This window comes from Paraburkholderia sp. NMBU_R16 (genome assembly GCF_013282575.1).
Classification (GTDB): domain Bacteria; phylum Pseudomonadota; class Gammaproteobacteria; order Burkholderiales; family Burkholderiaceae; genus Trinickia.
In genome coordinates this window covers 55,036-80,567 of sequence record NZ_JAAAYE010000028.1, presented here as the reverse complement: position 1 = coordinate 80,567, position 25,532 = coordinate 55,036, and the positions used below count along the sequence as shown (strand labels likewise).

Annotated in this window: 25 protein-coding genes; 13 read left to right on the top strand and 12 right to left on the bottom strand. The window is 63.9% G+C overall.

Features of this window, described 5'->3' with window-relative positions; translation table 11 throughout:
- Positions 1–921, top strand: a 921-nt coding sequence (locus tag GWC77_RS16070; protein ID WP_173258460.1) for a radical SAM protein, incomplete at its 5' end; no start/stop codon positions are given.
- Positions 922–936: 15 nt separating this feature from the next.
- On the opposite strand, the gene GWC77_RS16065 is transcribed toward GWC77_RS16070, so the two are convergent.
- Positions 937–1,383: an NINE protein gene (locus GWC77_RS16065; protein ID WP_254366987.1), complete on the bottom strand. Its 447-nt coding sequence runs from the start codon at positions 1,381–1,383 to the stop codon at positions 937–939.
- 255 nt (positions 1,384–1,638) lie between these two features.
- On the opposite strand from GWC77_RS16065, the gene rpsP reads away from it, so the two are divergent.
- From rpsP to GWC77_RS16035, 6 genes are all read left to right on the top strand, one after another.
- Complete coding sequence (rpsP, locus tag GWC77_RS16060) at positions 1,639–1,893, top strand: 30S ribosomal protein S16 (protein WP_173258456.1); 255 nt, start codon at positions 1,639–1,641, stop codon at positions 1,891–1,893.
- 60 nt (positions 1,894–1,953) lie between these two features.
- Positions 1,954–2,655 (top strand): ribosome maturation factor RimM, encoded by a 702-nt coding sequence (gene rimM / locus GWC77_RS16055; protein ID WP_173258453.1) that lies wholly within the window; start codon positions 1,954–1,956, stop codon positions 2,653–2,655.
- A gap of 35 nt (positions 2,656–2,690) precedes the next feature.
- A complete protein-coding gene (gene trmD, locus GWC77_RS16050) occupies positions 2,691–3,458 on the top strand; it encodes a tRNA (guanosine(37)-N1)-methyltransferase TrmD (RefSeq protein WP_173258452.1) in 768 nt (255 codons plus the stop codon).
- 150 nt (positions 3,459–3,608) lie between these two features.
- On the top strand, positions 3,609–3,989 hold the full coding sequence (gene rplS, locus GWC77_RS16045; protein WP_173258450.1) for a 50S ribosomal protein L19: 381 nt from the start codon (positions 3,609–3,611) through the stop codon (positions 3,987–3,989).
- Positions 3,990–4,083: 94 nt separating this feature from the next.
- Entirely contained in the window at positions 4,084–4,764 is a 681-nt protein-coding gene (locus GWC77_RS16040) for a CoA pyrophosphatase (protein WP_173258448.1), read from the top strand.
- 115 nt (positions 4,765–4,879) lie between these two features.
- Positions 4,880–5,818, top strand: a complete 939-nt coding sequence (locus GWC77_RS16035; protein WP_173258446.1) for a CobD/CbiB family protein — start codon at positions 4,880–4,882, stop codon at positions 5,816–5,818.
- Between the two features lie 57 nt (positions 5,819–5,875).
- Here GWC77_RS16035 and GWC77_RS16030 read toward each other — a convergent pair whose 3' ends face one another.
- The 3 genes from GWC77_RS16030 to GWC77_RS16020 are packed head-to-tail and all read right to left on the bottom strand — an operon-like array spanning position 5,876 to position 8,425.
- Positions 5,876–6,199: a DUF2007 domain-containing protein gene (locus GWC77_RS16030; RefSeq protein WP_173258444.1), complete on the bottom strand. Its 324-nt coding sequence runs from the start codon at positions 6,197–6,199 to the stop codon at positions 5,876–5,878.
- A 28-nt stretch (positions 6,200–6,227) separates the two neighbouring features.
- Entirely contained in the window at positions 6,228–7,169 is a 942-nt protein-coding gene (gene rsgA, locus GWC77_RS16025; RefSeq protein WP_173258442.1) for a ribosome small subunit-dependent GTPase A, read from the bottom strand.
- Positions 7,166–8,425 (bottom strand): M48 family metallopeptidase, encoded by a 1,260-nt coding sequence (locus GWC77_RS16020; protein ID WP_173258440.1) that lies wholly within the window; start codon positions 8,423–8,425, stop codon positions 7,166–7,168. The genes rsgA and GWC77_RS16020 overlap by 4 nt, the downstream gene beginning before the upstream one ends.
- Positions 8,426–8,539: 114 nt before the next feature.
- Here GWC77_RS16020 and orn point away from each other — a divergent pair, with 114 nt between their 5' ends.
- The gene (orn, locus tag GWC77_RS16015) at positions 8,540–9,148 is read left to right on the top strand and encodes an oligoribonuclease (protein WP_173258438.1); all 609 of its coding nucleotides are present in this window, start codon (positions 8,540–8,542) and stop codon (positions 9,146–9,148) included.
- Positions 9,149–9,176: 28 nt separating this feature from the next.
- Here orn and mog read toward each other — a convergent pair whose 3' ends face one another.
- Positions 9,177–9,800 (bottom strand): molybdopterin adenylyltransferase, encoded by a 624-nt coding sequence (mog, locus tag GWC77_RS16010; protein ID WP_173258436.1) that lies wholly within the window; start codon positions 9,798–9,800, stop codon positions 9,177–9,179.
- On the bottom strand, positions 9,781–10,398 hold the full coding sequence (yjgA, locus tag GWC77_RS16005) for a ribosome biogenesis factor YjgA (RefSeq protein WP_173258434.1): 618 nt from the start codon (positions 10,396–10,398) through the stop codon (positions 9,781–9,783). Before yjgA ends, mog begins: the two co-directional genes overlap by 20 nt.
- A gap of 181 nt (positions 10,399–10,579) precedes the next feature.
- On the opposite strand from yjgA, the gene pmbA reads away from it, so the two are divergent.
- The gene (pmbA, locus tag GWC77_RS16000) at positions 10,580–11,950 is read left to right on the top strand and encodes a metalloprotease PmbA (RefSeq protein WP_173258432.1); all 1,371 of its coding nucleotides are present in this window, start codon (positions 10,580–10,582) and stop codon (positions 11,948–11,950) included.
- A gap of 7 nt (positions 11,951–11,957) precedes the next feature.
- Here the strand turns inward: pmbA and GWC77_RS15995 are convergent, their stop codons facing one another.
- Together GWC77_RS15995 and GWC77_RS15990 are read right to left on the bottom strand one after the other, a co-directional pair.
- Positions 11,958–12,455 carry a dihydrofolate reductase gene (locus GWC77_RS15995; protein WP_173258430.1) on the bottom strand — a complete coding sequence of 166 codons (498 nt, stop codon included), beginning with the start codon at positions 12,453–12,455 and terminating at the stop codon, positions 11,958–11,960.
- Positions 12,456–12,584: 129 nt separating this feature from the next.
- On the bottom strand, positions 12,585–14,033 hold the full coding sequence (locus GWC77_RS15990) for a sigma-54 dependent transcriptional regulator (protein ID WP_173258473.1): 1,449 nt from the start codon (positions 14,031–14,033) through the stop codon (positions 12,585–12,587).
- 1,342 nt (positions 14,034–15,375) lie between these two features.
- On the opposite strand from GWC77_RS15990, the gene GWC77_RS15985 reads away from it, so the two are divergent.
- Positions 15,376–16,746, top strand: coding sequence for a sigma-54 dependent transcriptional regulator (locus GWC77_RS15985; RefSeq protein WP_173258428.1), 1,371 nt, complete (start codon positions 15,376–15,378; stop codon positions 16,744–16,746).
- 101 nt (positions 16,747–16,847) lie between these two features.
- A complete protein-coding gene (locus tag GWC77_RS15980; RefSeq protein WP_173258426.1) occupies positions 16,848–17,819 on the top strand; it encodes a thymidylate synthase in 972 nt (323 codons plus the stop codon).
- Between the two features lie 123 nt (positions 17,820–17,942).
- Here the strand turns inward: GWC77_RS15980 and GWC77_RS15975 are convergent, their stop codons facing one another.
- Positions 17,943–20,453, bottom strand: a complete 2,511-nt coding sequence (locus tag GWC77_RS15975; RefSeq protein ID WP_173258424.1) for a DUF6600 domain-containing protein — start codon at positions 20,451–20,453, stop codon at positions 17,943–17,945.
- Positions 20,454–20,604: 151 nt separating this feature from the next.
- On the bottom strand, positions 20,605–21,327 hold the full coding sequence (locus GWC77_RS15970; protein WP_173258422.1) for a helix-turn-helix transcriptional regulator: 723 nt from the start codon (positions 21,325–21,327) through the stop codon (positions 20,605–20,607).
- A gap of 183 nt (positions 21,328–21,510) precedes the next feature.
- Between GWC77_RS15970 and GWC77_RS30110 the strand changes: the two genes are divergently transcribed.
- Together GWC77_RS30110 and GWC77_RS15965 are read left to right on the top strand one after the other, a co-directional pair.
- On the top strand, positions 21,511–21,645 hold the full coding sequence (locus GWC77_RS30110) for a hypothetical protein (RefSeq protein WP_302181365.1): 135 nt from the start codon (positions 21,511–21,513) through the stop codon (positions 21,643–21,645).
- Positions 21,646–21,731: 86 nt separating this feature from the next.
- Positions 21,732–22,235: an acyl-CoA thioesterase gene (locus GWC77_RS15965; protein WP_173258420.1), complete on the top strand. Its 504-nt coding sequence runs from the start codon at positions 21,732–21,734 to the stop codon at positions 22,233–22,235.
- Between the two features lie 55 nt (positions 22,236–22,290).
- Here the strand turns inward: GWC77_RS15965 and fumC are convergent, their stop codons facing one another.
- On the bottom strand, positions 22,291–23,691 hold the full coding sequence (fumC, locus tag GWC77_RS15960) for a class II fumarate hydratase (protein ID WP_173258419.1): 1,401 nt from the start codon (positions 23,689–23,691) through the stop codon (positions 22,291–22,293).
- A gap of 68 nt (positions 23,692–23,759) precedes the next feature.
- Positions 23,760–25,325: a phospholipase D family protein gene (locus tag GWC77_RS15955; RefSeq protein ID WP_367949054.1), complete on the bottom strand. Its 1,566-nt coding sequence runs from the start codon at positions 25,323–25,325 to the stop codon at positions 23,760–23,762.
- Positions 25,326–25,532: the final 207 nt, after the last annotated feature.

The following is a 25,532-nucleotide window of genomic DNA, read 5'->3' as shown; positions in this document are numbered from 1 at the left end:
GCTCGGCGCGGCGTGGCGGCAGCGGTTCCGGGCTACGCCCTTCACCGCTGCCGCCACGCCAGTACTCTCATCCTGATTGACGCGCTGCTCTCATCTTGTTTGACGCGCGGCAGGCTGTCGCCGGGTCTCGACTTCGAAAGCCGGATCTACGCAAAAATCAATGCGCCCGAGCTGCTGCAGCAGGAGCTGCGGAAAAAGAATTACATCCCCGAGCCTATCGCTCTGGGCGTGAACACCGATGCATACCAGCCCGTCGAGCGCGAACTGCTTCTCACCCGGCGCGTGATCGAAACGCTGCACGAATACGGGCACCCGTTCGCGGCGATAACGAAGTCTTCACTGATCGAGCGCGACATCGATCTGCTCGCGCCGATGGCCGCGAAGGGGCAGGTGATGGCCGCGATCACGGTCACGACGCTCGACCCGGAGATCGCCCGTACGCTCGAGCCGCGTGCGGCCACACCGGCGCGCAGACTGCGTACCATCCGCACGCTCAGTGACGCTGGAGTCCCCGTCGGTGTCAGCGTCGCGCCAGTCATCCCATTCGTGACCGAACCGGACCTCGAGCGCGTGCTGGAGGCATGCGCGCAGGCGGGCGCAACGAGCGCGAGCTATATCGTCTTGCGCCTGCCCTGGGAAGTGGCGCCGCTTTTCAAGGAATGGCTCGCCGCTCATTTTCCGCAGCGCGCCGATCGCGTCATGGCGCGCATTCACGACATGCGTGGTGGCAAGGATTACGACTCTTCGTTCGCGCACCGCATGAAAGGCGAAGGTGCCTGGGCGCAATTGCTCAAGCAACGATTCGACAAAGCGGCCAAGCGGCTTGGACTCAACGAGCGGCGGCACGGCATTCTCGACATGTCCCAGTTCAAAAGGCCGGAACCACCCGTGGCGCCGAACGCTCAATTGAGCCTTTTTTAACCGCGGCTGCCGCGGCTACTGTTCGAGCGACTTGGCCGTATCGCCGTGCGATTCGAAATAGGTTTCGAATGTCACAGCCAGGCCCGCCATCAAAAGCAACGCACCGATGAAAAGGGAAAAGATAACAACGAACACGACGGCCCAGCCCGAGCGATTGCGCTGGTCCGATCCTGCGTTGAATTGGGCATCCCATTTGTGGTCGGGCCGCAGGCCATAGACAATTGCCGAGAGGAAAGCGGCCAGCAGCGACACCGCGCCGGGCACGGCGAGCGCCCATCCGAGAGGAGAAGCGCGCATCGTCGCAACGAGCAGCAGAATGCCTGGTATGCCGAGCAGCGTTCCGCACAGATGAGCCCAGCCGAACGGGTCACGCGCGCCGTAGAGATAAAAGCGATGCGCGCCCAGACTGCCGAGCACGAAGGCCAGCGTCGCCGTAAGCGTCTTGGAGCGAAAGCGCTGCATGCTGCGCGAATGAGGTCCTGACATAGTGGGGCAAGGAGTTGGGCTATTGAACGCGGTTGAATGTTCGGCTATGCGGATATCGCTCGTGTGCGCGGCGGCCTGCTGCCACGCGCATTTTACGCTCCGTGACGGGCCGGGGTCGCCGTTGAGGCGGCCGATGGCAAGCGCCTGCGTAAGTGTTTGTTATGGTTTCGATTTCCCGCTATAATCGAGCGTTTCAGTGGTTCCGAACCCCCGGATTTCAAGGATTACAGCATGGTCATCATCCGCTTGGCTCGCGGCGGCTCGAAGAAGCGCCCGTTTTACAACATCGTTGCAACTGATTCGCGCAGCCGTCGCGATGGACGTTTCATCGAGCGCGTGGGCTTTTACAACCCGGTTGCGACGAAGGGCGAATCGCTGCGTATCGCGCAAGACCGTCTGACGTATTGGCAAGGCGTGGGCGCGCAACTGTCGCCGACGGTCGAACGTCTCGTCAAGCAAGCGCAAAAGGCGCAGCCGGCTGCTTGATCGCGGTTTTCGCGGTTTACAGACGTGACATCGGACCGTTCGTGAGACCGAGGGATCCCTATGCCGGCCCATGATTCGAGCGGACCGTCGAGCCCCAAGGAGCGTTCGAAGCCGGGTGCACGCAACGCGGCGTCGCCGTTCGGTGCATTCGTGCGAAAACCGCTCGAACGCGCGGCAGAGGCTGGCGAGCAGCCGCGGGCGGTCGCCGATACAGAGAGTTGGCCTGATGACGCGGTCGAAGTCGGTGCTATCGTCGATTCCTACGGGCTGAAGGGTTGGGTCAAAATCGCCGCGCACGCCGGTGGCGTGCAAGGCGGCGAAGCGTTGATTCACGCGAAGTGCTGGTGGCTGGCCAAGGGGCGGGAACGCAAGTCTGGCGAAATCACTCAGGCCAAGGTGCATGGCGATAGCATCGTCGCGCATCTCGCGGGCTTGGCCGACCGCGACGGCGCGTTGGCATTGCGTGGTTTTCGCGTGTTCGTGCGCCGAGCCGATTTTCCGGTGCTCGATAACGATGACGAGTTTTATTGGGTCGACCTGGTCGGCCTCGATGTCGTCAACGAGGCGGGCGAGGCGCTTGGCCGTGTTGCCGACTTGATCGACAACGGTGCGCATTCGGTCCTGCGGGTCGAATATCCGTCGATTGGCAAGGACGGCCAGCCGGTGAACGGCGAGCGGCTCATTCCGTTTGTCGGTGTATACGTGAAAACGGTGGACCGGACGGCAAAACGCATCGTTGTCGACTGGCAAACCGATTACTGAGCGATTACTGAGCTCGATCGAGACAAGGGAGCGCGATGCAGTTCGATGTCGTCACGCTCTTTCCGGAAATGTTCCGCGCGGTGACGGAGTGGGGCATTACCAGCCGTGCCGTGAAACAAGGGCGTTTCGGTCTGCGCACATGGAATCCGCGCGATTTCACGACCGACAACTATCGTACGGTTGACGATCGACCGTACGGCGGTGGCCCGGGGATGGTCATGCTGGCCAAGCCGCTCGAGGCCGCAATCGGCGCCGCGAGAGCGGCGCAGGCGGCGCAAGGCATTGCCGCCACGCGCGTGGTCATGATGTCCCCTCAGGGACAACGCCTCGATCACGAGCGTGTCATGCGGTTCGCCGGCGAGCCGGGGCTCGTGTTGCTTTGCGGTCGATATGAAGCGATCGATCAGCGGCTCATCGAGCGCTGCGTCGACGAGGAAGTCAGTTTGGGCGACTTCGTGCTCTCGGGTGGGGAGTTGCCGGCGATGGCCTTGATGGACGCCGTCGTGCGGCATCTGCCGGGGGTGCTCAACGATGCACAATCGGCGGTGCAAGACAGCTTCGTGGACGGACTGCTCGATTGTCCGCATTACACGCGGCCCGAGGAATACGAGGGGATGCGTGTGCCGGACGTGCTGCTCGGCGGACATCACGCTGAAATCGAGCAGTGGCGCCGCCGCGAGGCGCTCAGAAATACCGCGGCCAAGCGGCCCGATTTGATCGAGCGCGCGAGGCACAACAAGATGTTGAGCCGTGCCGACGAGGCATGGCTCGCAACCCTTGCCAAGAGATCCCCAAAAACCTGAAAGGGTTGGAGGCGACGATGGCGGGGGCAGGCGGTGCCGGGCGTATGATCGGCACCAGGATGTGAACCCATCCTCTATCGGGGCCGCGCGCGATGCATCTCGCATGCTCGGGCCGGCAGAACGCCGACAAGATGGCTTAAGGAGTCAGTGATGAATCTGATTGCAAAACTCGAGCAGGAAGAGATCGAGCGCGTGCTCGCCGGCAAGACCGTCCCCGAATTCGCCCCTGGCGACACGGTGATCGTCAATGTGAACGTCGTGGAAGGCAACCGCAAGCGCGTTCAGGCTTATGAAGGCGTGGTGATCGCGAAGCGCAACCGCGGCTTGAACTCGTCGTTCATCGTTCGCAAGATCTCGTCGGGCGAAGGCGTCGAGCGTACGTTCCAGACGTACTCGCCGCTGTTGGCGAGCATCGTCGTGAAGCGCCGCGGCGACGTGCGCCGTGCGAAGCTGTACTACCTGCGCGAGCGTTCGGGCAAGTCGGCTCGAATCAAGGAAAAGCTGGTCTTCAAGGACCGCGCTGCTTCCTGAGCGTAAGAGCTGTAAGAAAAAGCACCCGCCCGGGTGCTTTTTTGTTTGTCGGTCCAAAATATCGGTATTGCATCGTCGCCCGTGAGAGTCTGCTTTGATCCGTCCTGTCTTTGAACCCGAGGCGCTGCCGGTCGAGTCCACGGGTGCCGATTTGCCCATCGTTCCGCCCGAGCGACTGACACCCGACGGACTGCGTGCGCGCTTTACCCAGCGCCTCGTCTGGGCGCCCGAGCCGACCGATGTCAATTGGCGCGAGCCGGGGGACCCCCGCGCAGCCGCCGTCCTCATGCCGCTCGTCGTGCGCGACGAAGGTCTTGCCGTGTTGCTGACGCAGCGGGCCGATCACTTGAGCGACCATGCGGGCCAAGTCAGCTTTCCTGGCGGCAGACGCGAACCGGAAGACGAGAACGCGATCGCAACGGCGTTGCGCGAAGCGCAGGAAGAAGTATCGTTGGCCGCCGAGCGTGTGGAAATCCTCGGCGCACTCCCCGATTATCTGACGGGCACGGGTTTTCGCGTGACACCGGTGGTCGGACTCGTGCATCCGCCGTTTGCCGTCGAAGCCGATACGCTCGAGGTCGCGGACATTTTCGAGGTCCCGCTTGCATTTCTGATGGATCCTGCGAACCACGAAGTTCGATTGCTGCGATGGGAGGGCGGCGAGCGCCGCTTCTTTTCGATGCCGTACCCTCGGCCGGGAACCAGCGGTCACTACTTCGTCTGGGGCGCCACCGCGGGCATGCTGCGCAACTTCTATCGCTTTTTACTGGCGTGAGGCCGAGCGTACCTCTCAATCCGACGACTTTCGTGTCGCGCGCACTCCCTACAGGCGGCCCTGTGCTATCGTTACGCGACAAATGCAAATAACTTGAATTGGTACGGCGCGTCGCATGACCTTTTTCTCCGTATTACTGGCTCTCGTCATCGAACAGCTACGTGCGCTGTCGCCGAACAATCCGGTGTTCGCACTGCTTCAATATCATGCTGAATGGGCCGCTCAGGGCTTCGACGCCGGCAAGAAAAAGCACGGCATACTGGCATGGCTGGTCGTCGTCCTTCCTTGGACGCTCGCCGTCGGCGCAGTCTATTACCTCCTTTATCGAATCAGTTTCGCGCTGGCGTTTCTCTGGAACGTCGTCATCGTTTATTTCACACTGGGTTTTCGGCAGTTCAGTCATTACTTCACCGATATCCATCTCGCGCTCAATAATGACGACGTGCCGCGCGCGCGCGAAATCCTCAGTGAATGGACGGGCCTCGAGACGGTCGACATGCCCGTCGGCGAGATCGTCCGGCACACGCTGATACACGCGGTCGTGGCGTCGCATCGCCATGTGTTCGGGGTCTTCTTCTGGTTTCTCATCCCCATCGGACCGGCAGGGGCGGTGTTGTACCGTGTTTCCGAATATCTTGCCCGCGCCTGGTCCGTACCGGCTGGAGAGCGGACCGTGGCTTTCGGTACATTCGCGCAGCGCGTGTTCTTCGTGATGGATTGGGTGCCGGCGCGGCTCACTGCCCTTGGCTTTGCCATCGTCGGCAATTTCGAGGACGCGATCTATGCATGGCGCAATCACACGCGCCAGTGGCCCGACGCCAACGATGGCGTGTTGCTCGCGGCCGGCAGCGGCGCGCTGGGCGCGCGCCTCGCGGGGCCGCTCGCGGAACCGTCGAGCCTCGATGCGCTCGTCGCGCCCGACGGCGGTCCCATTCCCGTCGGCGACGACTGCACGCCGCGTACGCTGCAATCGGCCGTCGGGCTCGTGTGGCGTGCCGTCATCCTCTGGATGATCCTGCTGCTCATGCTGACGATCGCGGTCTGGCTGGGCTGATCGGCGCTATCGATCGCTATCGATCTCTTGCGCCGGCGGGCCGCGGCGGCCTGCACGTCACTGTTCGTCAAGGCTGCGTGACGCGCCGCATTGCCAGCATTGCGTGAACTGCGCCTCGAGCGTCTCGCCGCACCTCGCGCATCGCCACGGCAAGCTGCCGGCAGGCGGCCCGCTGATCGCCGCTTCGATAATTTTTCTTGCCAATGCTTCGTCGCGCTCATCGACGAGCCAGAGCTCGGGTGCGCATTGGTCCGCCGGGATTTCGCCGAGTGCCCCGTTCAGATAGCGGTTGTGCAATTCGCAAGGGATACCGGCGATGCTCAGCAGGTTCACCCAATGTTGACCCGTCACGGCGTTCGGAGCGAGCGTCAGCTTGAGCATGGACAGACCTTGGCGGGGCGGTATGTCGCTACCGAACGATCTGGCCGGCTTCGTGCACGAGCTGCGCATAGAGCGCATGGCGCTCGCGCGCGATCCGGCCCGCGGCCACGGCTTCGAGAATCGCGCAGCCGGGTTCTTGCAGGTGATGGCAGTTATAGAAGCGGCAATGCGGCAGCAATGGCCGGAATTCCGGAAATGCCCGCTCGAGCCGGCCCTCGGTCAGATGGTGCAGGCCGAATTCTTGAAAGCCCGGCGAGTCGATCAGCGCCCCCCCGCCGGGTAGCGGATAAAGACGCGTGAACGTCGTCGTATGGCGGCCGCTATTCAATGCTGTCGAGATTTCGCGTGTGGCCGCCTCGGCATCCGGCACGAGCAGATTCACCAGTGTCGATTTGCCCATGCCCGATTGTCCGAGCAGTAGTGTCGCATGCCCCGCGAGTCTCGCGCTGAGCATCTCGCGCGCTTCGTCCGGCCGCGTTTTGATCGACAGCTCGACGATGTCGTAGCCGAGCGAACGGTAGGGCGCAAGTCGGGCCCGCGCCGGTGCGAGCGCGCGCTCGACGTCGGTCTTGTTGAGCACGATGAGCGGCGCGAGTTCGTTCGCTTCGGCCGCGACGAGCGCGCGCCCCAGCAAATCCTCGCTGAAGTGCGGCTCGGTCGCGAGGACGATCAGCAACTGGTCCAGATTGGCGGCGAAGAGCTTCGACTTGTACTGGTCGGAACGATAGAGCAGGTTGCGACGCTCGCCGATTTCGACGATCACGCCTTGATCGGCCGAGCTCTGCTCGTAGACGACGCGATCGCCGACCGCGACTTCGCTTTTTTTGCCGCGCGGAAAGCATTGCACCAGGGCGCTCGTATCTCCGCCGGGCGCGATGAGATAGTGGCGTCCATGAGCCGCGATGACGAGCCCCTCGGCGCGCTGGCCGACTTCCGGACGTCGTGCCGGTTTGACGAGCGGGGCCGTCATACGCGCCGCAGCAGGCGGTCGATGCGCTGCGATGCCGGTGGGTGCGAGTAGTAAAACGCGGTGTAGACCGGATCGGGCGTCAGCGTGGAAGCGTTGTCCTCGTAAAGCTTGACGAGCGCATTGACGAGCTCTCGCGCATCGGTCTGGCTGGCGGCGAACGCATCGGCCTCGAACTCGTGCTTGCGCGAGTTCAAGCTGCCGAGCGGGGTGACGAAGAAAAGGAACACGGGCAGCGCCAGGAAAAAGAGTACTAGCGCGAGGCCATTGTTGCTGGCCGCGAGCCACGGCGTGACGCCGAGCCCTTCGTAGAACCATGTGCGCTGCGAGAGCCAGCCGAGCAGCGCAAGCAAAGCGAGGCTGATCGCAAACGTCACGACCATCCGTTTGACCACGTGCCGGCGTTTGAAATGGCCGAGTTCATGCGCGAGCACGGCTTCGATTTCGCTGCCGCTCAGACGTGCGAGCAGCGTATCGAAGAACACGATGCGCTTGGCCGCGCCGAAGCCGGTGAAATACGCGTTGCCGTGCGCGGAGCGACGGCTGCCGTCCATCACGAAGAGGCCCTTGGCCGCGAACCCGCAGCGGCGCATCAGCGCCTCGATGCGGTTTTTGAGTGCCTCGTCCGTCAGCGGCTCGAACTTGTTGAACAGCGGAGCGATGAGCGTCGGATAGAGCACGAGTACGGCCAACTGGAAGACGACGAGCACGATCCAGGCCCACAGCCACCAGAGGGCGCCCGCCTGGTCCATGAGCCAGAGCACGACGAAAAGAAGCGGCAAGCCGAATGCGGCACCGAGCGCCGTTGCCTTGGCCAGATCGGCGAAGAAAATGCCGCGCGTCATACGATTGAAGCCGAAGCGCTCCTCGACGACGAACTGCCGATAGTAGTCGAACGGTATGTCGATGACGCTCGTGATGCCGATCACGAGCGCCACCAGCGCGATCTGGGCGAGATATCCGTGGCCGAGCAGGCCCGTTACGCCCACATTGAGCGCCTGGACGCCGCCGAGCAGCGTGAGCGCAATGGTAAGCGCGGCACCGACGACGACCTCGATCATCCCGAGCCGCGTGCGCACGACGGTATAGTCGGCTGCGCGCTGATGGCCGGCCAGCGTGATCGTGCCCGCAAACTGCTTGGGCACCTCGCTCCGATGCGCCGCGACGAAACGGATCTGGCGCGAGGCGAGCCAGAGTTTCGTCCCGACCATGGCGAGCACGGTGACGGCGAAAACGACGGTGAAGTAGAAAGAGGGCATCGGGGAAGTCCGTTGTATCTATGCGAGAATTATAGGGTTTCGCCGAAAGGGGCGAGTGGGCTCACCCGCACACGGGCGTACGCCCCGAATTATTCCGTAACCAGGATTGCTTTCATGACTGAAATTGTCGAACCCGTCGGCGAGCCGGCGCTCGTACGCAGCGAGATGAACCTCATCTGGCTCGATATGGAGATGACGGGGCTCGAGCCCGATACCGACCGCATCATCGAAATCGCAGTCGTCGTCACCAATTCGACGCTCGACAAGGTCGTCGAGGGGCCCGTTCTCGCGATTCACCAAAGCGACGAGACGCTCGACAAAATGGACGATTGGAACAAGAACACGCACGGACGCTCGGGTCTGATCGAGCGGGTGCGCGCATCGACGGTCACCGAGGATGCCGCCACCGAGCAAATCCGCGCCTTTCTCGCCGCTTATGTGCCCCCCGGCAAATCTCCCATGTGCGGCAACTCCATCTGCCAGGACCGGCGTTTCATGGCACGCTGGATGCCCGAGCTCGAGCGGTTTTTCCACTATCGCAATCTCGACGTGAGCACGCTCAAGGAGCTGTGCCGGCGGTGGCAGCCGACTGTCTACAAAGGCTTTCAGAAGCGCGCGATGCATACGGCGCTCGCGGACATTCACGAGTCCATCGACGAACTCAAGTACTATCGTCAGCATTTCCTCGTCGTTTCGCCGAGCGCTCCGGTCGAAGGCGCCTGAGCCGTCCGACGCGCTCGGGCGTCGGACATCATGCGCGCGCGGGCCGCTGCGCACTCTTCGGCCGGAACGCCGTGACGACATCGGCGTTCGTTTCCACATAGGGGCCGCCGATCAGATCGATGCAGTACGGCACCGCCGCGAAAATGCCGGGCACCGCGACCGTGCCGGTACTGTCGCGCAAGCCCTCGAGCGTCTCCTGAATCGACTTCGGCTGTCCGGGCAAATTGACGATCAGCGCCGCGTGGGACGGCGTCTCGCGTATCACGGCAACTTGCCGCGAGAGAATCGCAGTCGGCACGAAATTGAGGCTGATCTGACGCATCTGCTCGCCGAAGCCCGGCATCTCCCGCGTGCCGACCGCAAGCGTCGCCTCGGGTGTGACGTCCCGTCGGGCGGGACCCGTGCCGCCGGTCGTCAAGACGAGGTCGCAGCCGAGGTCGTCGACGAGCTCGATGAGCGTGGCGGAGATGGCCGGTGCATCGTCCGCGATCAGCCGTTTCACCGCTTGCCATGGCGAAACGATCGCTTTTCCGAGCCATGCCTCGAGCGCCGGGATGCCCTTGTCCTCGTACACGCCGCTCGTCGCGCGATCGCTCACCGAGACCAGGCCGATCACGATTTCGTCTGCGTGATTACGCGTGATTGTCGTCATCGTCGTCTTCCGTGGTATTTGCCGGGCCCGCGTCGTCACTCGCTCCGCCTGCTTCACTCGCCGATTTGATCCACTGGAACAACTCACGGAAATAACGCGGCGGCTTGCCCTCGCGCGCTTCCTTGCGGGCGTTGCGAATCAGCGTGCGGCCGGCTTGCGCATCCGCGCCGGGATGCGTGCGGAGAAACTCGGTCAGGGCGGAGTCGTCCGCCAGCAGTCTCTCCCTCGCTTGCTCGATCCAGTGAAGCTTCGCCGTCTCGGCCTTGTTCACGCCGCGATAGGCATCGAGCGCCGAGCGCAGCGCCGCCGTTTCGTCGTCGTTGAGCGAGCGCATGACCCGGCCGACATATTGCAACTGGCGCCGTTTGCCTTCGTGATCGGTGATGCGGCGCGCTTCGAGCACGGCATCCGCGAGTTCCTCGGGCATCGGCATGCGCTTGAGCGCGTCTTTCGGCAACTCGACCAGGGCGGCGCCGAGCGTTTGCAGCGCGAGCATCTCGCGCTTCAACTGCGATTTGCTGGGGCGATCGTAGCCGGTCTCTTCGTCGAGTCCGGCATCGGGCGTCTCGATCGGCTGAATACGGGTTTTGCGTGTCATGCGCGCCATTGTAGCTCGACGCGCCAGCCCTGACCGTGGCGGGCGTTGCCCGAACGCATCGCGGCAACGTCCTCGGACGCGGACCTTGTTATGATCGCGGGGTACGACGAGGCGTAATCCCGGGCGCACGCCGGCAGTGCATGCGCCGCAACGATGGAATCCATACCGGACGGCAATGACGATGGCAGCGGACACCGAAACCAGAGAACGCTTTTTCCCGCATACGCAAGATGAATTGAAAGAAATTGCGTCCGACATCCTGCGGCACGCGAAATCGCTTGGCGCGACGGATGCCGCGACCGAAATCTCGGAAGGCGACGGCTTGTCGGTATCGGTGCGGCGCGGGGAGGTCGAAACGATCGAGCACAACCGCGACAAGATGGTGGGCGTGACCGTTTTTATCGGCGCCAAGCGCGGCAATGCGAGCACGTCCGATTTCTCGAAGCAGGCATTGCGCGACACGGTCGCGGCCGCTTACAACATTGCGCGATTCACCGCGGAAGATCACTGCGCCGGTCTCGCCGAGGTGGAGCTGCTCGAGACTTCGCCGCCGGATCTCGATCTCTATCATCCGTGGGAATTGAGCGCCGAGGATGCCGTCGAAATTGCCCGCCGCGCCGAAGACGCCGCCTTCGCCACGGATCCACAGATCCGCAATTCCGAGGGCGCGAGCGTGTCGGCGCAGCATTCGCAGTTCGTATTGGCGACGACGCGCGGTTTCCTCGCCGGCTATCCCTATTCGCGCCACTATGTCGCCTGTGCGCCGATCGCGGGCAGCGGCCGCCACATGCAGCGCGACGATTGGTATAGCTCGAAGCGTAGCGCGGAGGAGCTTGCGCCTGCCGAAGCGGTCGGCCGGTACGCCGCCCAGCGGGCGCTCGCGCGCTTGAACGCGCGGCGCATCGATACGCGCAAGGTGCCGGTCCTGTTCGAAGCGCCGCTGGCCGCCGGCCTGCTCGGCGCGTTCGTGCAGGCGACGAGCGGCGGCGCGCTCTATCGCAAGACATCGTTTCTCGTCGACAGTCTAGGCAAACCGGTGTTCGCCCCGCATGTGCAGATCGTCGAAGAGCCGCATTTGCCGCGCGCGATGGGCAGTGCCCCGTTCGATGAGGAAGGCGTCCGTACGAAGCGGCGCGCCGTCGTGAAAGACGGCGTGGTGGAGGGCTACTTCCTGTCGACGTATTCCGCGCGCAAGCTCGGAATGCAAACGACGGGCAATGCCGGCGGCTCGCACAATCTGTCGCTCGCGAGCTCGGCCACCCGGCCCGAGCACGACTTCGAGGCCATGCTGAAGCAGCTCGGCACCGGGCTCCTGCTCACCGAACTGATGGGCCAGGGTGTCAACTACGTGACTGGCGACTATTCGCGCGGTGCGTCCGGCTTCTGGGTCGAAAACGGCAAGATTCAGTACGCGGTCGAGGAAATCACCGTCGCCAGCACGCTGCAGGAGATGTTCCGCAATATCGTGGCGATCGGCGCCGATACGATCGTCCGCGGCACCAAGCAGACGGGCTCGGTGCTCATCGAACAGATGACGGTAGCGGGGCAGTGAAGGCGGCTTAGCCGACGCGCCGATAAACGACGCGCGCGTAGTCGAAGCCGTCGTCACCCTCTTTGCGATGAGTGTCGCGCGACACGACCTGCCATTGCGCGGGATCGGGTGCCGGAAACGTCGCGTCGCCTTCGAACTCGGCTGCGATCTCGGTCACGATGAGTTTGTCGGCGTACGCGATTCCCGCTCTGTAAAGCTCGGTGCCGCCGATCAGGAACGCCTCGGGGGCGCCACTGGCGGCGGCGAGCGCCAATGCCTCCTGCATGCCCGTCGCCGTTTCGCAGCCTTCGAATCGACGCGTTGCGTCGCGCGTTACGACGATATTGCGGCGACCGGGCAGCGGCCGGCCGATCGATTCGTGCGTTTTTCGGCCCATGATGATGGGTGCGCCCATGGTCGTGCGTTTGAAGAATGCGAGATCTTCGGGCAGGTGCCAGGGGAGTTGGTTGTTGCGGCCGATCACGCCGTTGCGGGCGCGAGCGACCAGAATGGTCAGCGTCGTCATCGAAAAGCGAAAAACCGAAAGCCAAGGTGTGGCGATTTTACGCGACGCCCGCTCACCGCTCGCGCAGCGACGTGGGCTGCGCGCGTGTGCCGCATCGCGCTGCCGCTCTTTGCCTGGTTTCCATCGCCTTCAATCGCCGGAGGCGTCGCCCATCGGCGACGGATTCCCCGCCTCGTCCTTTTCGCGCGCCGGTATCTCGCGCAGCCCGTGTGCGCCCATCAACCGGTAGAGCGTCACGCGCGAAATGCCGAGATCGATCGCGGCTTCGTTGAGCCGATTCCGATGCCGTAGCAGCGCCGCTTCGATCGCGCGTTTTTCTGCGTCGTCGCGGGCCTGGGCGAGCGTCACCGTTTCTTGCGCCGTGAACTGCGCGAGGCCGAGATCCTGCGCGGAAATGAGTTTGCCCTCGGCCATGACGATGGCGCGTCGCACGCGATTGATCATCTCGCGTACATTGCCGGGCCAATTGTAGTTGTGCATCGCCTCGATGGCCGACGGCGCGAAGCCGCGAATTCTGCGGGTGCTGTCCGTTTTGAACTTGTGCAGCATGTGATGCGCCAGGATCTCGATATCTTTGCCGCGCGCACGCAGCGGCGGCTCGTCGATGCGCAGCACGCACAGGCGATGGAACAAGTCGGCCCGGAACCGGCCTTCTCGCATAGCTTCTTCGAGATCGACGTGCGTTGCGGAGATGACCCGCACGTCGACGGCGATCGAATCGCGCCCGCCCAGCCGCTCGATCCTGCCTTCCTGCAAGAAGCGCAGCAGGCTCGCCTGGCTTTCGAGCGGCAAGTCGCCGATTTCATCGAGAAACAGTGTGCCCCCGTGCGCAGCTTCCACGCGTCCGATCTTGCGCTGATTGGCTCCGGTAAAAGCCCCGCGCTCATAGCCGAAGAGCTCCGACTGAAGCAGGTGGTGGGGAATCGCACCGCAATTGATCGCGATGAACGGCGCTTTCCGGCGCGGCGAGCGCTCGTGCAGCGCGAGTGCCGTCAGCTCTTTGCCGGTGCCGGATTCGCCGGAGATGAACACCGCGGCATCGGTGTTCGCTACTTTGCGGATGGTCCGAAACAACTGCTGCATCGCCTCGCAGGTGCCGACCATCTCGTCGTCCCCGGCCGATGCGATGCCGGCCACCATATCGAGGTCGCAAAGCGTCACCATGCCGAACGCGTGGCCGATCAGATAGTCGATGCTGGCATGAGGGACGGGCAGCTTCACGTAATCGAAGCAGTAATTGCGGATCAGGCGACGCACCTCGGGCTCGTCGAGCCGTTGTGCATTCGCGAGCGCGATCCAGCCGATGTGCTGTTGACGCAAACTCGGCTCGAGCGCGGCGAGATCGCGCGACGCGAGACGCGTGACATCGATGAGGCCCGCGTAGGGAAGATCCGGGCGTGTGTACCGCGCAGCTTCGCTTGCCGAGCGCGCGATGAGCACATTCCAGCCGGCGCCGGCGAGATGCGAGACGAGCGAATCGTCCGGCGTTTGCGCCACGTAGATGAGCGTTCGCGTGTTCTTCTCGTTCATGTCGACGCCCCTCGCGTGCACGCTCGACACGGCGGACGTGCTGGCCATCAGTGGCGCAGCAGGGCTCAGATGAGTGGTTTCGCGCACGATGTCCCCGCATGGTCCGACGTGGAAGGGAGGGGATATCGCGACGTGCGTCGCGAACGCGCCTGCGCGTACCGATCGACCCGGAGCGTGTGTGCTGCGAGCCGATTTGCAGCGGCATGTGGTTGGTGCTGGCGATACCGTGCGTCTCTTGTCGAGATCGTTGACATCATTCTTCCCCCGGTTTGCGACGCCGCTCAGACGTGCTTGTCCTCCGTTTGCGAGCGCCGGCTGACTGCCCTGTTCATGGTCCCTTGTTGCGGCGGGTTCTCTAACGCCGACTGATCCCAGCGCTCGTTCACCCTTGCCGTATGTCTGCAAGACTATGAGGATCGGAACGGAAACGCGCGTTGTCTTGCGCACATATCGACGCGCTTCGGACCTGGGGAACGTGCGCCACCGCGATGCAATGTGCGAAGGCCTACATTGCGGGCGGCATCGATCGAGACACGCGGTCTACGCTTGCCGTCGTAGTCATTCGGGAGTCCCGCGATCCGGCAGACGCGTTGCGCGCCGGATCGCTTGTCGTTTAAAAAAGTGCCCGCCGGGGGACGGAGCACAAACCAGACGGACGCCGCGGTGCTGCCGCTACTGCCTGCCCGCGGAGCATTCCCCCGGCCGGCGCCGGTGCCGGTGTTGGAACAGGCGCAGGACGTGCGAGTTCGTCCCACAGCGTCACGTAATGGGTCGACGCGCCGATGGACCATCGGTCGGCTCGCGAATCAGCGAACCGGGGCACCGCGGGGCACGCGATTTCGCGTCGAGGTGCGAAGCGATGCACATGCATGACGATGCCTCCGTTCTCGCTGCGAACGAGAGCGAAAGGCGTGCCATGACGGCCAGATCGTTGCGGGAATTGGCACTCCATTGCGTCTCGTGCAACGCGCCGGCCGAGATGCAGCCGAATTGTTTCAGCAATGAAACGAGCGGAAAAAATGCCGTTCTGAGGATTGCGATCGAGGAAGAAACGGCGTGTCGCAAAACAGCCACGCAACACCGTTAAAAGAAAGAAGGGACGTTTCGGAGAGGCTCACGCCGGCGTCCTCGATAACGGTGTTTCCAATTTGTTACATGCGTCGCGATCCCGAAGCGGCGGCCCGTATAGTAAGCTTAGCAAGCAGTCTCATTCCGCGAATAAGGCTGATGCAACAGCCATTGCTATTAATAATTTGTTTCGGGGTCCGTAGTTTCACGGAGAGGACAGAGCGGCAGACTTCCGCGTCGACGGGGAAGTGGTTAGCGCAAAGACGCCATATTTTCGTCGTGCGCCGCCGGCACTATTCGTCATTGAAACGAGGTTTGGTCAATGGAACCCGCTACACGGCAATTGATTTACGTTACACGGGATGCGAATGCCCAATGGAGCGCGCAATTCCATCAACGTGGCTGGCATGTCGATGTAGTCACGAACGCACGCGAGGCGCGCCGTGCGATGCGCAGTGGGGAAGCGGCAGGCGGTTTGCTCGACTTGTCGAGCCAATTCGACGAGCAGGAAATCGGCGCACTCGAAGCCTGCCTTACCGCGCCGCGCATCGGCTGGGTAGCGGCGACCGCGCCCGGTCAGCTCCAGGACACAGCGTTGCGCCGTCTCGTGCGCGACTATTGCTTCGACTATGTGACGATGCCCTCGGATGCGCGGCGCGTCGCCGATTCCGTGGGCCATGCGTACGGCATGGTCGTGCTCGCGCAGGCGGAAGAGGAAGGTGCCACGCGCGTGGGCGAAGGTCAGATGATCGGGTCGTGCGAAGCGATGCGCCAGCTTTTCCGCGCCATCCACAAGGTCGCCATGACGGACGCGCCGGTCTTCATCTCGGGCGAATCCGGAACCGGCAAGGAGTTGACGGCCGTCGCTATCCACGAGCGATCGACGCGGCGCACGGAGCCGTTCGTGGCCATCAATTGCGGCGCGATTCCACCGCACCTGTTGCAATCCGAACTCTTCGGCTATGAGCGCGGAGCGTTCACGGGCGCTAACCAACGCAAGATCGGGCGTATCGAAGCGGCGCACGGCGGCACGCTTTTTCTGGACGAGATTGGCGACCTGCCGCTGGAAAGCCAGGCGAGCCTGCTGCGCTTTTTGCAAGAAGGCCATGTCGAGCGTCTGGGTGGCCACGAAGCGACGCCCGTGGATGTACGTGTGATCTCCGCTACGCATGTCGATATGCATCGCGCGATGCTCGAGGGTCGTTTTCGCGCCGACCTTTATCATCGGCTGTGTGTGCTGCAAATCGACGAGCCGCCGTTGCGTGCGCGCGGCAAGGATATCGAGTTGCTTGCACAGCATATGTTCGAGCGCTTCAAGAAAGATGCGAGCCGACGTCTGCGTGGGTTTTCGCCCGATGCGATCGCTGCGCTGCATAACTATCGATGGCCCGGCAATGTGCGCGAACTCATCAATCGCGTGCGCCGCGCGATCGTCATGTCGGAAGCGCGGCTGATCACGGCCAGCGATCTCGAACTCGCCGATTACGTCGACGTGGTACCGGTCTCACTCGCGCAGGCGCGCGAGGCGGCCGAGCGGCAGGCGATCGAACTGGCGCTGCTGCGTCATCGCGGGCGCCTCGGCGATGCGGCGCAAGAGCTTGGCATATCGCGCGTGACGCTTTATCGCTTGCTGAGCTCGCACGGCATGCGTCACATCGAAGTGCACCAAGGCTCGCAGCGATTGACGAGTTGACCGGGTAGCCGGGCGCGCGGAGCACCGGCCCGATCCGCGCGCCTTGGTAGAATCGCGTATTACCGCGAACCGGCGCAGGCTGCCGCCTGCCGAATCTTTCGATGAAACAGTATCTCGATCTGGTCCGTACGATTCTCGAAACGGGTACCTGGCAGGAGAACCGCACGGGGATCCGCACCATCAGCATGCCGGGCGCGATGCTGCGTTTCGACTTGCAACAGGGATTCCCCGCGGTCACGACGAAAAAGCTCGCGTTCAAATCGGCCATTGGCGAGATGATCGGTTTTCTGCGGGCCTCGCGTAGCGCAGCCGATTTTCGCGAGCTCGGTTGCAAGGTCTGGGACGCCAACGCGAATGAAAATCCTCAGTGGCTCGCCAATCCTTATCGGGATGGACCTGACGACCTGGGCGGCGTATACGGCGTCCAGTGGCGCCAGTGGCCGGCGTACAAGGTCCTTGCCGAGGACGCGTCGGCCTGCATCGAAGACGCCCGCTCGCGCGGCTACCGGGTCGTGACTCGCTTCGACGAAGACGGGGTTCCGAAGGTGCTGCTCTACAAGGCCATCGACCAGTTGCGTCAGTGTCTGGATACGATCATGCGCAATCCGACCGATCGCCGCATTCTGTTTCACGGCTGGAATCCCGCGGTGCTCGAGGAGATCGCACTGCCTGCATGCCACTTGCTCTATCAGTTCATCCCGAACGTCGTGCGCCGTGAGATTTCGCTGTGCCTTTATATCCGCAGCAACGACGTAGGGCTCGGCACGCCGTTCAATCTCGCCGAAGGTGCCGCGCTGCTGACACTGGTCGGCAGGCTGACCGGCTATACCCCGCGCTGGTTCACGTACTTCATCGGCGACGCTCACATCTACGAGAATCAACTCGCGATGCTCGAGCGGCAACTCGAGCGCACGCCGTACGAGAGTCCGACGCTTTCGATCGCCGAGCGCGTACCGTCGTTCGCAGAAACCGGGCGCTACGAGCCCGAGTGGCTCGAAAAAGTCGAGCCGTCCGATTTTTCGCTCGTCGGTTATCGACATCACGAGCCGTTGACCGCGCCCATGGCCGTTTGACGATCGCTATCGCCGGGAGAGCCGCTCGGCTCGAGTCGTGCAGATGCTCCCGAAGTGAAAGAAGCCCACTGCGTGGCCCCAGTGGGCTTCTTCGTTTCGTTTCGTTGTGGTCGGTTATTCGACTCAGCCCTGATGGCGGTTCTCGTGGCCTTGCGCTTGCGGGTGTTGAGGCTCGCGCGGCTGCGGTTGCGGCCTCGGCTGTTCGATGTGGGGCTGAGGCTGAGGTTGCGGCCTAGGCTGTTCGAAATGGGCCTGCGGTTGGGGTCTCGGTTGCTCGAAATGAGGTTGCGGTTGCGGTTGTGGCCTCGGTTGTTCCACGCGAGGTTGCGGTTGCGGCTGTGGCCTCGGTTGTTCGAAACGAGCCTGGGGTTGCGGCCTCGGTTGTTCGATGTGCGGCTGCGATTGCGGCCGGGCCTCTTCGAAGCGAGGTTGCGGCTGTGGCTGCGCTCTGGGCTCCACGCGCTGCGGCGCAGGCGCTTCGGTGCGGGGTTGCGGAGCGGCCTGCGGCCCTTGCGGGCGGGGCTCCATGCGTGGCTGCGGCACATGCGGCGATGCTTGCGGCTCGGCGCCCGCCCCAGGTCGCGACATGGCCATCGGCGTTTGCGGACCGTGTTCAGGTATGCGCTGCTGCGCGCCTACCGGCTGCTGCGGTGAGCCAGGCTCGCCCCTTGCCGCGCCGGGTTGGGCCGAGGGCCCATGCTGCTGAGCGATGGGCGCGTGCGGCTGTGTCCAGGTCGGTTCGTGTCGCGCCTGGGCAGGGGCGCCTTGCATCCCTTCGGCCGGACCGCGCTGGCTCGGCGGACGCGGCACGCCATTGCTCGGTTGTGCTCGAGGTTGCAAGGCCTCCGTCGGCGCATGCGGCTCTTGTTGCGGGGCCGGCCGTACACCGCCTTGTGCCGCGACGGCTGGCGCACCGGGGGCCGGGCGTGTTTCGTTTGCCGCTCGATGTGGCTCGATGACCGGCGACTGACGCTCGACGATGCGCACGTTACGCCCGGGCCCTGGGTTGGCCGTCGGGTGCGCCAATTGCGCGGCGACACCGGCCGGCGGGGTGAAGTGCGCCACGGGGCGCCCGGCCCCGGGCACCTGTCCGCCGTTTTGGGCGAGCCGCTGCGCGAGCGGATCGCGGTAGACGGCAGGTACTGCCGGGGCACGCGTCGCAACGACGGGGCGCTCGCCGGCGGCGCCGGGAGGATGGTAGGTCGCATGGCGCAACCCCGGCGCGTAGCTCTCACGTACCGGCGCGATGCCGGGCGCGCCGGGATGGAACTGAGCGTTGCGCAGCTGCTGCGGGTCGATGCGCTGCGCGACGTGAGCGACAGCGCGGCCCTGTACGAACGCCGCCGCCGGCACCGCCGTGACAGCGCCCGGTGCGTGGTAATTCACGTAGGTGTTGTGGATGTTCGTGATGTTGATGTTGTTGACGTTGTTGATGTGCTGATTGTTCACGATGACCGTCTGATTGACCCGCTCGTAATACCGCGGACTCCATCCGCCGTAGCTCGGGCGCCAGACTTCGCCGGGGCCGAGCGGGAACCACGCTACGCCCGCGGCACTTGCGCCGCCGATGGACAGTCCAACGCTCCAACTGAAGCCACTGTCGCCGCCACCGACAAATGCGACGAGCGCGGGTGCATAGACGGGCGGGGCGCTCACGACGGGGCCCGGGACCCAGCACCAGGACGAACCGACGTAGGCCCAGCGCCCATAGTGATACGGGGCGAATCCCCATGGCGCATCGTCGACCCAGGTCCATCCCCAAGGCGCGACCCACGCCCAATGACCGTCGTGGTAGGGCGCCCATCCGGCCGGAACCGCGCGCGGCATCCAGACTTCGCCGTATTGCGGATCATCCCGCCACGTGCCATTGGCATCCAGATCTTCGTAGCCGGGAATCTCGCGCGAGACGTAGCGCGCCGAAATCGAGCGTTCCGCCGCGGCGTCGCGCGCTTCGGCCCATCGGTCGAAGGCATCGGGCGGCGGCGGTTGATCCTCGGCCGCGACCTGCAGGTTGGTGCCGGAGAACGTCAACTGCTGGCCGGCCGCGAGCGGCATTTGGCCGTTATCGCCGTATGCCGTGACGGCGCCGCGCCGGACGGTCACGGTCGTCGTGCTGCCGTCGGGGGCGACATCGACACGGTAATCGCCGGGCTGGGTGACGGCGAGCGCCACGTTGGGCGTATCGATCTCATAAGCCGAGCCCGGTGCGAGGTCGCGCACATGCGTAGAAAGCGTGCCCTGCGTCACTTTCAATTGCGCGTTGCTGTCATCGAGATTCAGGATATCGAGATTGGTCGACGCGCCCAGGCGTACCGCCGTCGACCCGACGTGCAGCTCGGAGCGTGCGTTTGCGTCGTTCCAGAGCTGATCGCCCGTTGTGAGCGGGCGGTTGACCGAGGCGTAGGACCAGTCCGTCGCGCCGGCCGGCTCGGTCGTGACCGTACCCGCCATGTAATTGAGCCGCGCGACGCGGCCGGGGGGATCGGCGCTTTGTCCGGCAACCGGTGCGTCAGGCGACGGGGCGCTCTGCGCGAATGACGGGTGCGGCAGCAGCGCGAGCGGCGCTGCGACAGCTAGCGCGCAGGCTGTGGCCCGACGAAATGTGGCGAGAGGGGAAGTGGTCCGCGTTGTCATGATGATCTCGTAAGCGGGTGCAAGGTGTCGGCATCCGTGAGATCAATGTAGCGCCATCGCCTGTATCAAGGGTCGGTGTTTTGTAAATCCGCGCACGCCCCGTGTAACGAAACATGTCGACGAACGCTCTTGCGCTCGCCGCCACGGATTCTTATGCCGCGAGCATCGCCTCGAAATGGTGCCTGCCCGCCGGAGTCACCCGCAAGACGCGCGGTTTTTCCGCGCGCTCGACGCAGCCGCGTTCGCACCAATGCGTGAGCAACGCCGCGCCAAGCGCGCCGCCCAGATGTGCACGGCGCTCGCTCCAGTCGAGACAGGTACAGGCAAACCGCCTGCGCCGCGTGCGTTGCCTCGCCGGATCGATGCCCCAGCGACGCAAGCCATCGTCACCCGCATCGGTCGTATCCACGACGCCGTCGCGCTCGATCAGCCATCCCTTCGCGAGCAGGCCGTCGAACACGCGCACCGCCAGCTCGCCGGCCATATGGTCGTAGCAGGTGCGGGCGTAGCGCAGATCGAGGGGCACCGTCCGTGCGGCACGCACGCTCGTGCGCTGCGGTGCGCTGGCCTGGGCAACATTGGCCAGCGCTTCCACGGTCGCGGCTACTTCGCGTGTCGCGATTCGGTAGTAGCGGTGTCGGCCGCGCACTTCGAGCGCCAGCAGGCCGCCTTCGGCAAGCCGCGCAAGATGCCCGCTCGCGGCCGACGGCGACAGCCCTGCGATGAGCGTCAGTTCGCCGGCCGGGCGTGCGCTGCCGTCCATGAGCGCCCATAGCATCGCTGCGCGGCCCGGATCGGCGAGCAGCGCCGCGATGCGGCTCAAGCCCGGGAAGTGGCCGCTTTCGCGGGGATCGTCGGTGAAGATGGAGGTCATGGATTACTCCAAGTGTTGCGCTGAAGATTTCACTTTACTCGCCGATCGCATTCGACGTTTCGGGGCGAGCTGAAATGTGGAATCCCGAGTGCGCGTTACTCGAACGCATCGCGAACCCGGAGGGCTGTGATCCAAGCGGCTAGAATCCCAGTTCATGCGGCGAAGCGAGCGAGGTGGTTGGCGATGAAAGCGTGGATGGCGGCGGTGTTGGCCGCATGCCTGTGCGCGGCATGCGCGCAGGGAGGAGGCGGCAGCAGCGGCAGCGGCAGCGTCACGATGTACGGCACGATCGATACCGGCGTCACCGTTCGCAAGTAACGGCAACCGGAGGCCCTTGACGCGAATTTTGCCCCCGTATAATCGGCTCCTTTCAACATGCGCTTTGCCGCAGCACCGGAGCCCCGATGTCAACCGTCACCGCCCCGCTCGATCGGTCCGAGACGACCTTTCGCTTCCTCGCCGAGCCGACCTCCGTCAACTTTGGCGGCAAGGTCCATGGCGGCGCGCTGATGAAATGGATCGACGAGACGGCCTATGCGTGCGCGGCGGTCTGGTCAGGCCGCTATTGCGTCACCGTGAGCGTGGGCAATATCCGCTTTCGGCGCCCGATTCTCGTGGGCAATCTCGTCGAGCTGCGCGCCCGAGTCGTCGCCACGGGCCGCACCAGCATGCACATCCATGTGACGGTGCATGCAGGTGACCCGAAAAGCGGTCAACTGCGGCTCACGACCGATTGCCTCGTCGTGTTCGTGGCCGTCGATGAAAACGGCACGCCGATTCCCGTTCCGCCGTTCGTACCGGCAACGGAAGAGCAAAAACGCGTGGCGAAGTATGCGATGGACGTGAAGGCAGCGCTCGACGCGATCGTCGAATTGAAGCCCGAGGAAATGGCGCAAGGCAGGATCTGAGCGGCGCGGCGCCGACACCTTCGGCCCTCGCGCCACGCGTTCCCTGCGCGACGCCTTACTCGCCGCTACGCCCGACCATCTCGGCGGGCCGCACCCATGCGTCGAATTGCGCTTCGCTCACGTATCCGAGCGCCAGTGCCGCGGCCTTGAGGGTCGTGCCTTCCTTGTGCGCTTTTTTCGCAATTTGCGCCGCCTTGTCGTAGCCGATATGCGGATTGAGAGCGGTTACGAGCATCAGCGATTCGTTCAGAAGCGCATCGATGCGCGCGCGATTCGCTTCGATGCCGACCGCACAGTGGTCGTTGAAGCTTTGCGCGCCGTCCGCCAGCAGCCGGATCGACTGCAGTACGTTGTGCGCGATCATCGGCCGGAACACATTGAGTTCGAAATTGCCGCTCGCGCCGCCGAAGTTGATCGCCACGTCGTTGCCGAACACCTGACAGCACAGCATCGTGACGGCTTCCGACTGAGTCGGATTGACTTTGCCCGGCATGATCGAGCTGCCCGGCTCGTTCTCGGGAATCGTCAGTTCCCCGAGCCCGCAACGGGGGCCGCTGGCGAGCCAGCGAATGTCGTTGGCAATCTTCATGAGGCTTGCAGCGACGGTCTTCAACGCGCCGTGCGCGAACACGAGCGCATCGGCCGCGGCCATGACTTCGAACTTGTTCGCGGCACTGACGAACGGGAGCCCGGTCAGCCGTCCGATCGCGGCCGCGACGCGCGTGGCGAATTGCGGATGCGCATTCAGGCCTGTGCCCACGGCCGTGCCGCCTTGCGCGAGCTCATACAGGTGCGGCAAGGTGGCTTCCAGATGCGCAATGCCATGCTCGAGCTGCGCCACATAACCCGAGAACTCCTGGCCCAGCGTAAGCGGAGTGGCATCTTGCAGATGCGTCCGGCCGATCTTCACGATGTCCGCGAATGCCTTCGCTTTCGCGTCCAGTGTGGCGCGCAGCGTGGCGAGCCGCGGCAGCAGGTGCTTGACGATTCCGACCGCCGCGGCGATGTGCATGGCGGTAGGGAAGACATCGTTGGACGACTGCCCCCGATTGACATCGTCGTTCGGATGAACCAAGCGGCTCTCGCCGCGTTCGCCGCCGAGGATCTCGCTGGCGCGATTGGCGATGACTTCGTTCAGGTTCATGTTCGTTTGCGTGCCCGAGCCCGTTTGCCAGACGGCGAGCGGAAATTCGCCCGCGTGCCGGCCTTCGATGATCTCGTCGGCGGCTTGAATGATCGCGCGCGCCTTGTCTTCGGGCAGCACGCCGAGCTCGAGGTTGACTTCGGCTGCCGCGCGTTTGATCGAGGCCAGCGCATCGATGAGCTCGGGCGGTTGCTTTTCGGTGGAGATGCGGAAATTGAGCAACGAGCGTTGCGTCTGGGCGCCCCAGAGCCTCGCGCTCGGTACGGCGATTTCGCCGAATGTGTCACGTTCCATACGTACGTCCTCGGTCATGAAGCGCTCCGTCGGTTGGACAATCGAAAATTGAAGGAAGAGCCGCACCCGGGCTGACCGGCTGCTGCTCAGAGCTGCGAATCGATCGGCAGCAACAAGAATAGCCCCGTCAGGACATTTCGTACGAAGCCGGCCTCGGGATCGAGCGACCAACTGCGCAGGTAAGTCGTGTTGCCCGACGTTTCGTTGCCGGTCCAGACGAGGCCCGACACCGGAGCGCCGAGCGCGCGTAGATGCGCGTTTTCTTCTGGCGTGGCCAGCGTCACCCGGAAACTCGCGTCCGGCGACATGGCCCGAAGGATCAGCGAGGCGCTCGCTTGGGCCAGCGTCGGACTATCGATGAAAAGCGCGAGCTCGGTGTTCAGATGCGCGGAGCGCGGATCGAAGTTCAGTGAACCGATCACCAGCATGCGCCGATCGATCACATAAGCTTTCGCATGCAGGCTCGAGCGCGAAGTCGAGCCCAGGAAAATGCGCGAGCCGTTTTGCTGCAGCGGTTGGAATTCATAGAGCTCAACCCCGTTCTTGAGCAATGGAACGCGATAGGGGCTATAGCCCGCCTGTACTGCGACGGCGTCGGTGGAGGCCATCGAATTGGTCACCACCGCTACCCGCACGCCGCGCTGCGTGAGCGAACCGAGCAGCTTCACGCCCGCATCGTGCGGCACGAAGTACGGGGAAAGAATCAGCACTTCGTGCTGTGCACTTTTCAGCAGATCCGCGAGCCGGTGCATGGGCGGACTGCGGTAGCTGCCATCGTCATCGGTGACTTTACGCGGTGAATCGAAGACAAACTGTGCCGGAGCCCATACGAGGCCGAGTTCTTTCTTCGAGATCTGCACGTCCAGCGATTCGCCGTTGAGCGGTTTTGCGCCGACCGCCTGCGCTTGCGCTCGCCAATGCGCGCGCAATGCCTCGCGAACATCGTGGAGTTCCTTGGGGGCGTAACGGTGTTTCTCTAGCGCGCCGACGGGGTAGGCGAGTGCGCTCGACCAGAAAATGTCGAAACTGCGGGAAACCTGCTGCACGATGGGGCCGGCGGCGAGTACGTCGAGATCGCGAAACTGCAGCGTCGGGCTCGCACTGAAATACTCGTCGCCGAGATTGCGCCCGCCGACGATGGCCACGGAACCATCGGCGATCATCGCTTTGTTATGCATACGTCGCGTGAAGCGGTCGATGCGCGTGAACACGTCTTCGGTGCGCGCGAAAACGCTGCGGCTGCTGCCGAACGGATTGAACACGCGTACCTCGATCGACGGATGCGTCGAGAGGGCGGCCATGAGGCGCTGGCTGTCGTGGAAGTTGAGATCGTCGACTAGCATGCGCACGCGTACGCCGCGGTCTGCCGCGTAGAGCGCGGCGGCGAGCAGCAGCCGCCCGGTCGTATCCTCGGAGGCGATGTAGTACTGCAGATCGAGTGTTTTCGTTGCGGCGCGCGCGAGTGCGACGCGCATTTGCAGTGCATCGGTGCCATCGGTCAGCAGACGAAAGCCCGTTTGGCCGGGATGCGCCGCATCGAGTGGGGCGAGCGCTTTGCCCAGCGGTGTATTTTGCGGGTCGGCGAGCGCGTGGCTTTCGGGGCGATGGAGCGAAGTGGCGGGCGGCAGCGTCGAACATGCCGCCAGCAACACGAGGGCGAGACCGAGCGCGAAGGTGACGGCACGCCGCGTTGCCTCCCGCGCCGCGGCGCAGCGTGCGATTTCGAGGCGTGGCTGAACGGGCAACCCCGCGGGATGCGGCGCCGATCGCTTTCGCCTCGATTGGTACACGTTGCGGACCCTCCGTCGCCAAGAATGGTTATTGCGCCGCAGTAAAACCGTCTGCTCTGGCACGAAAAC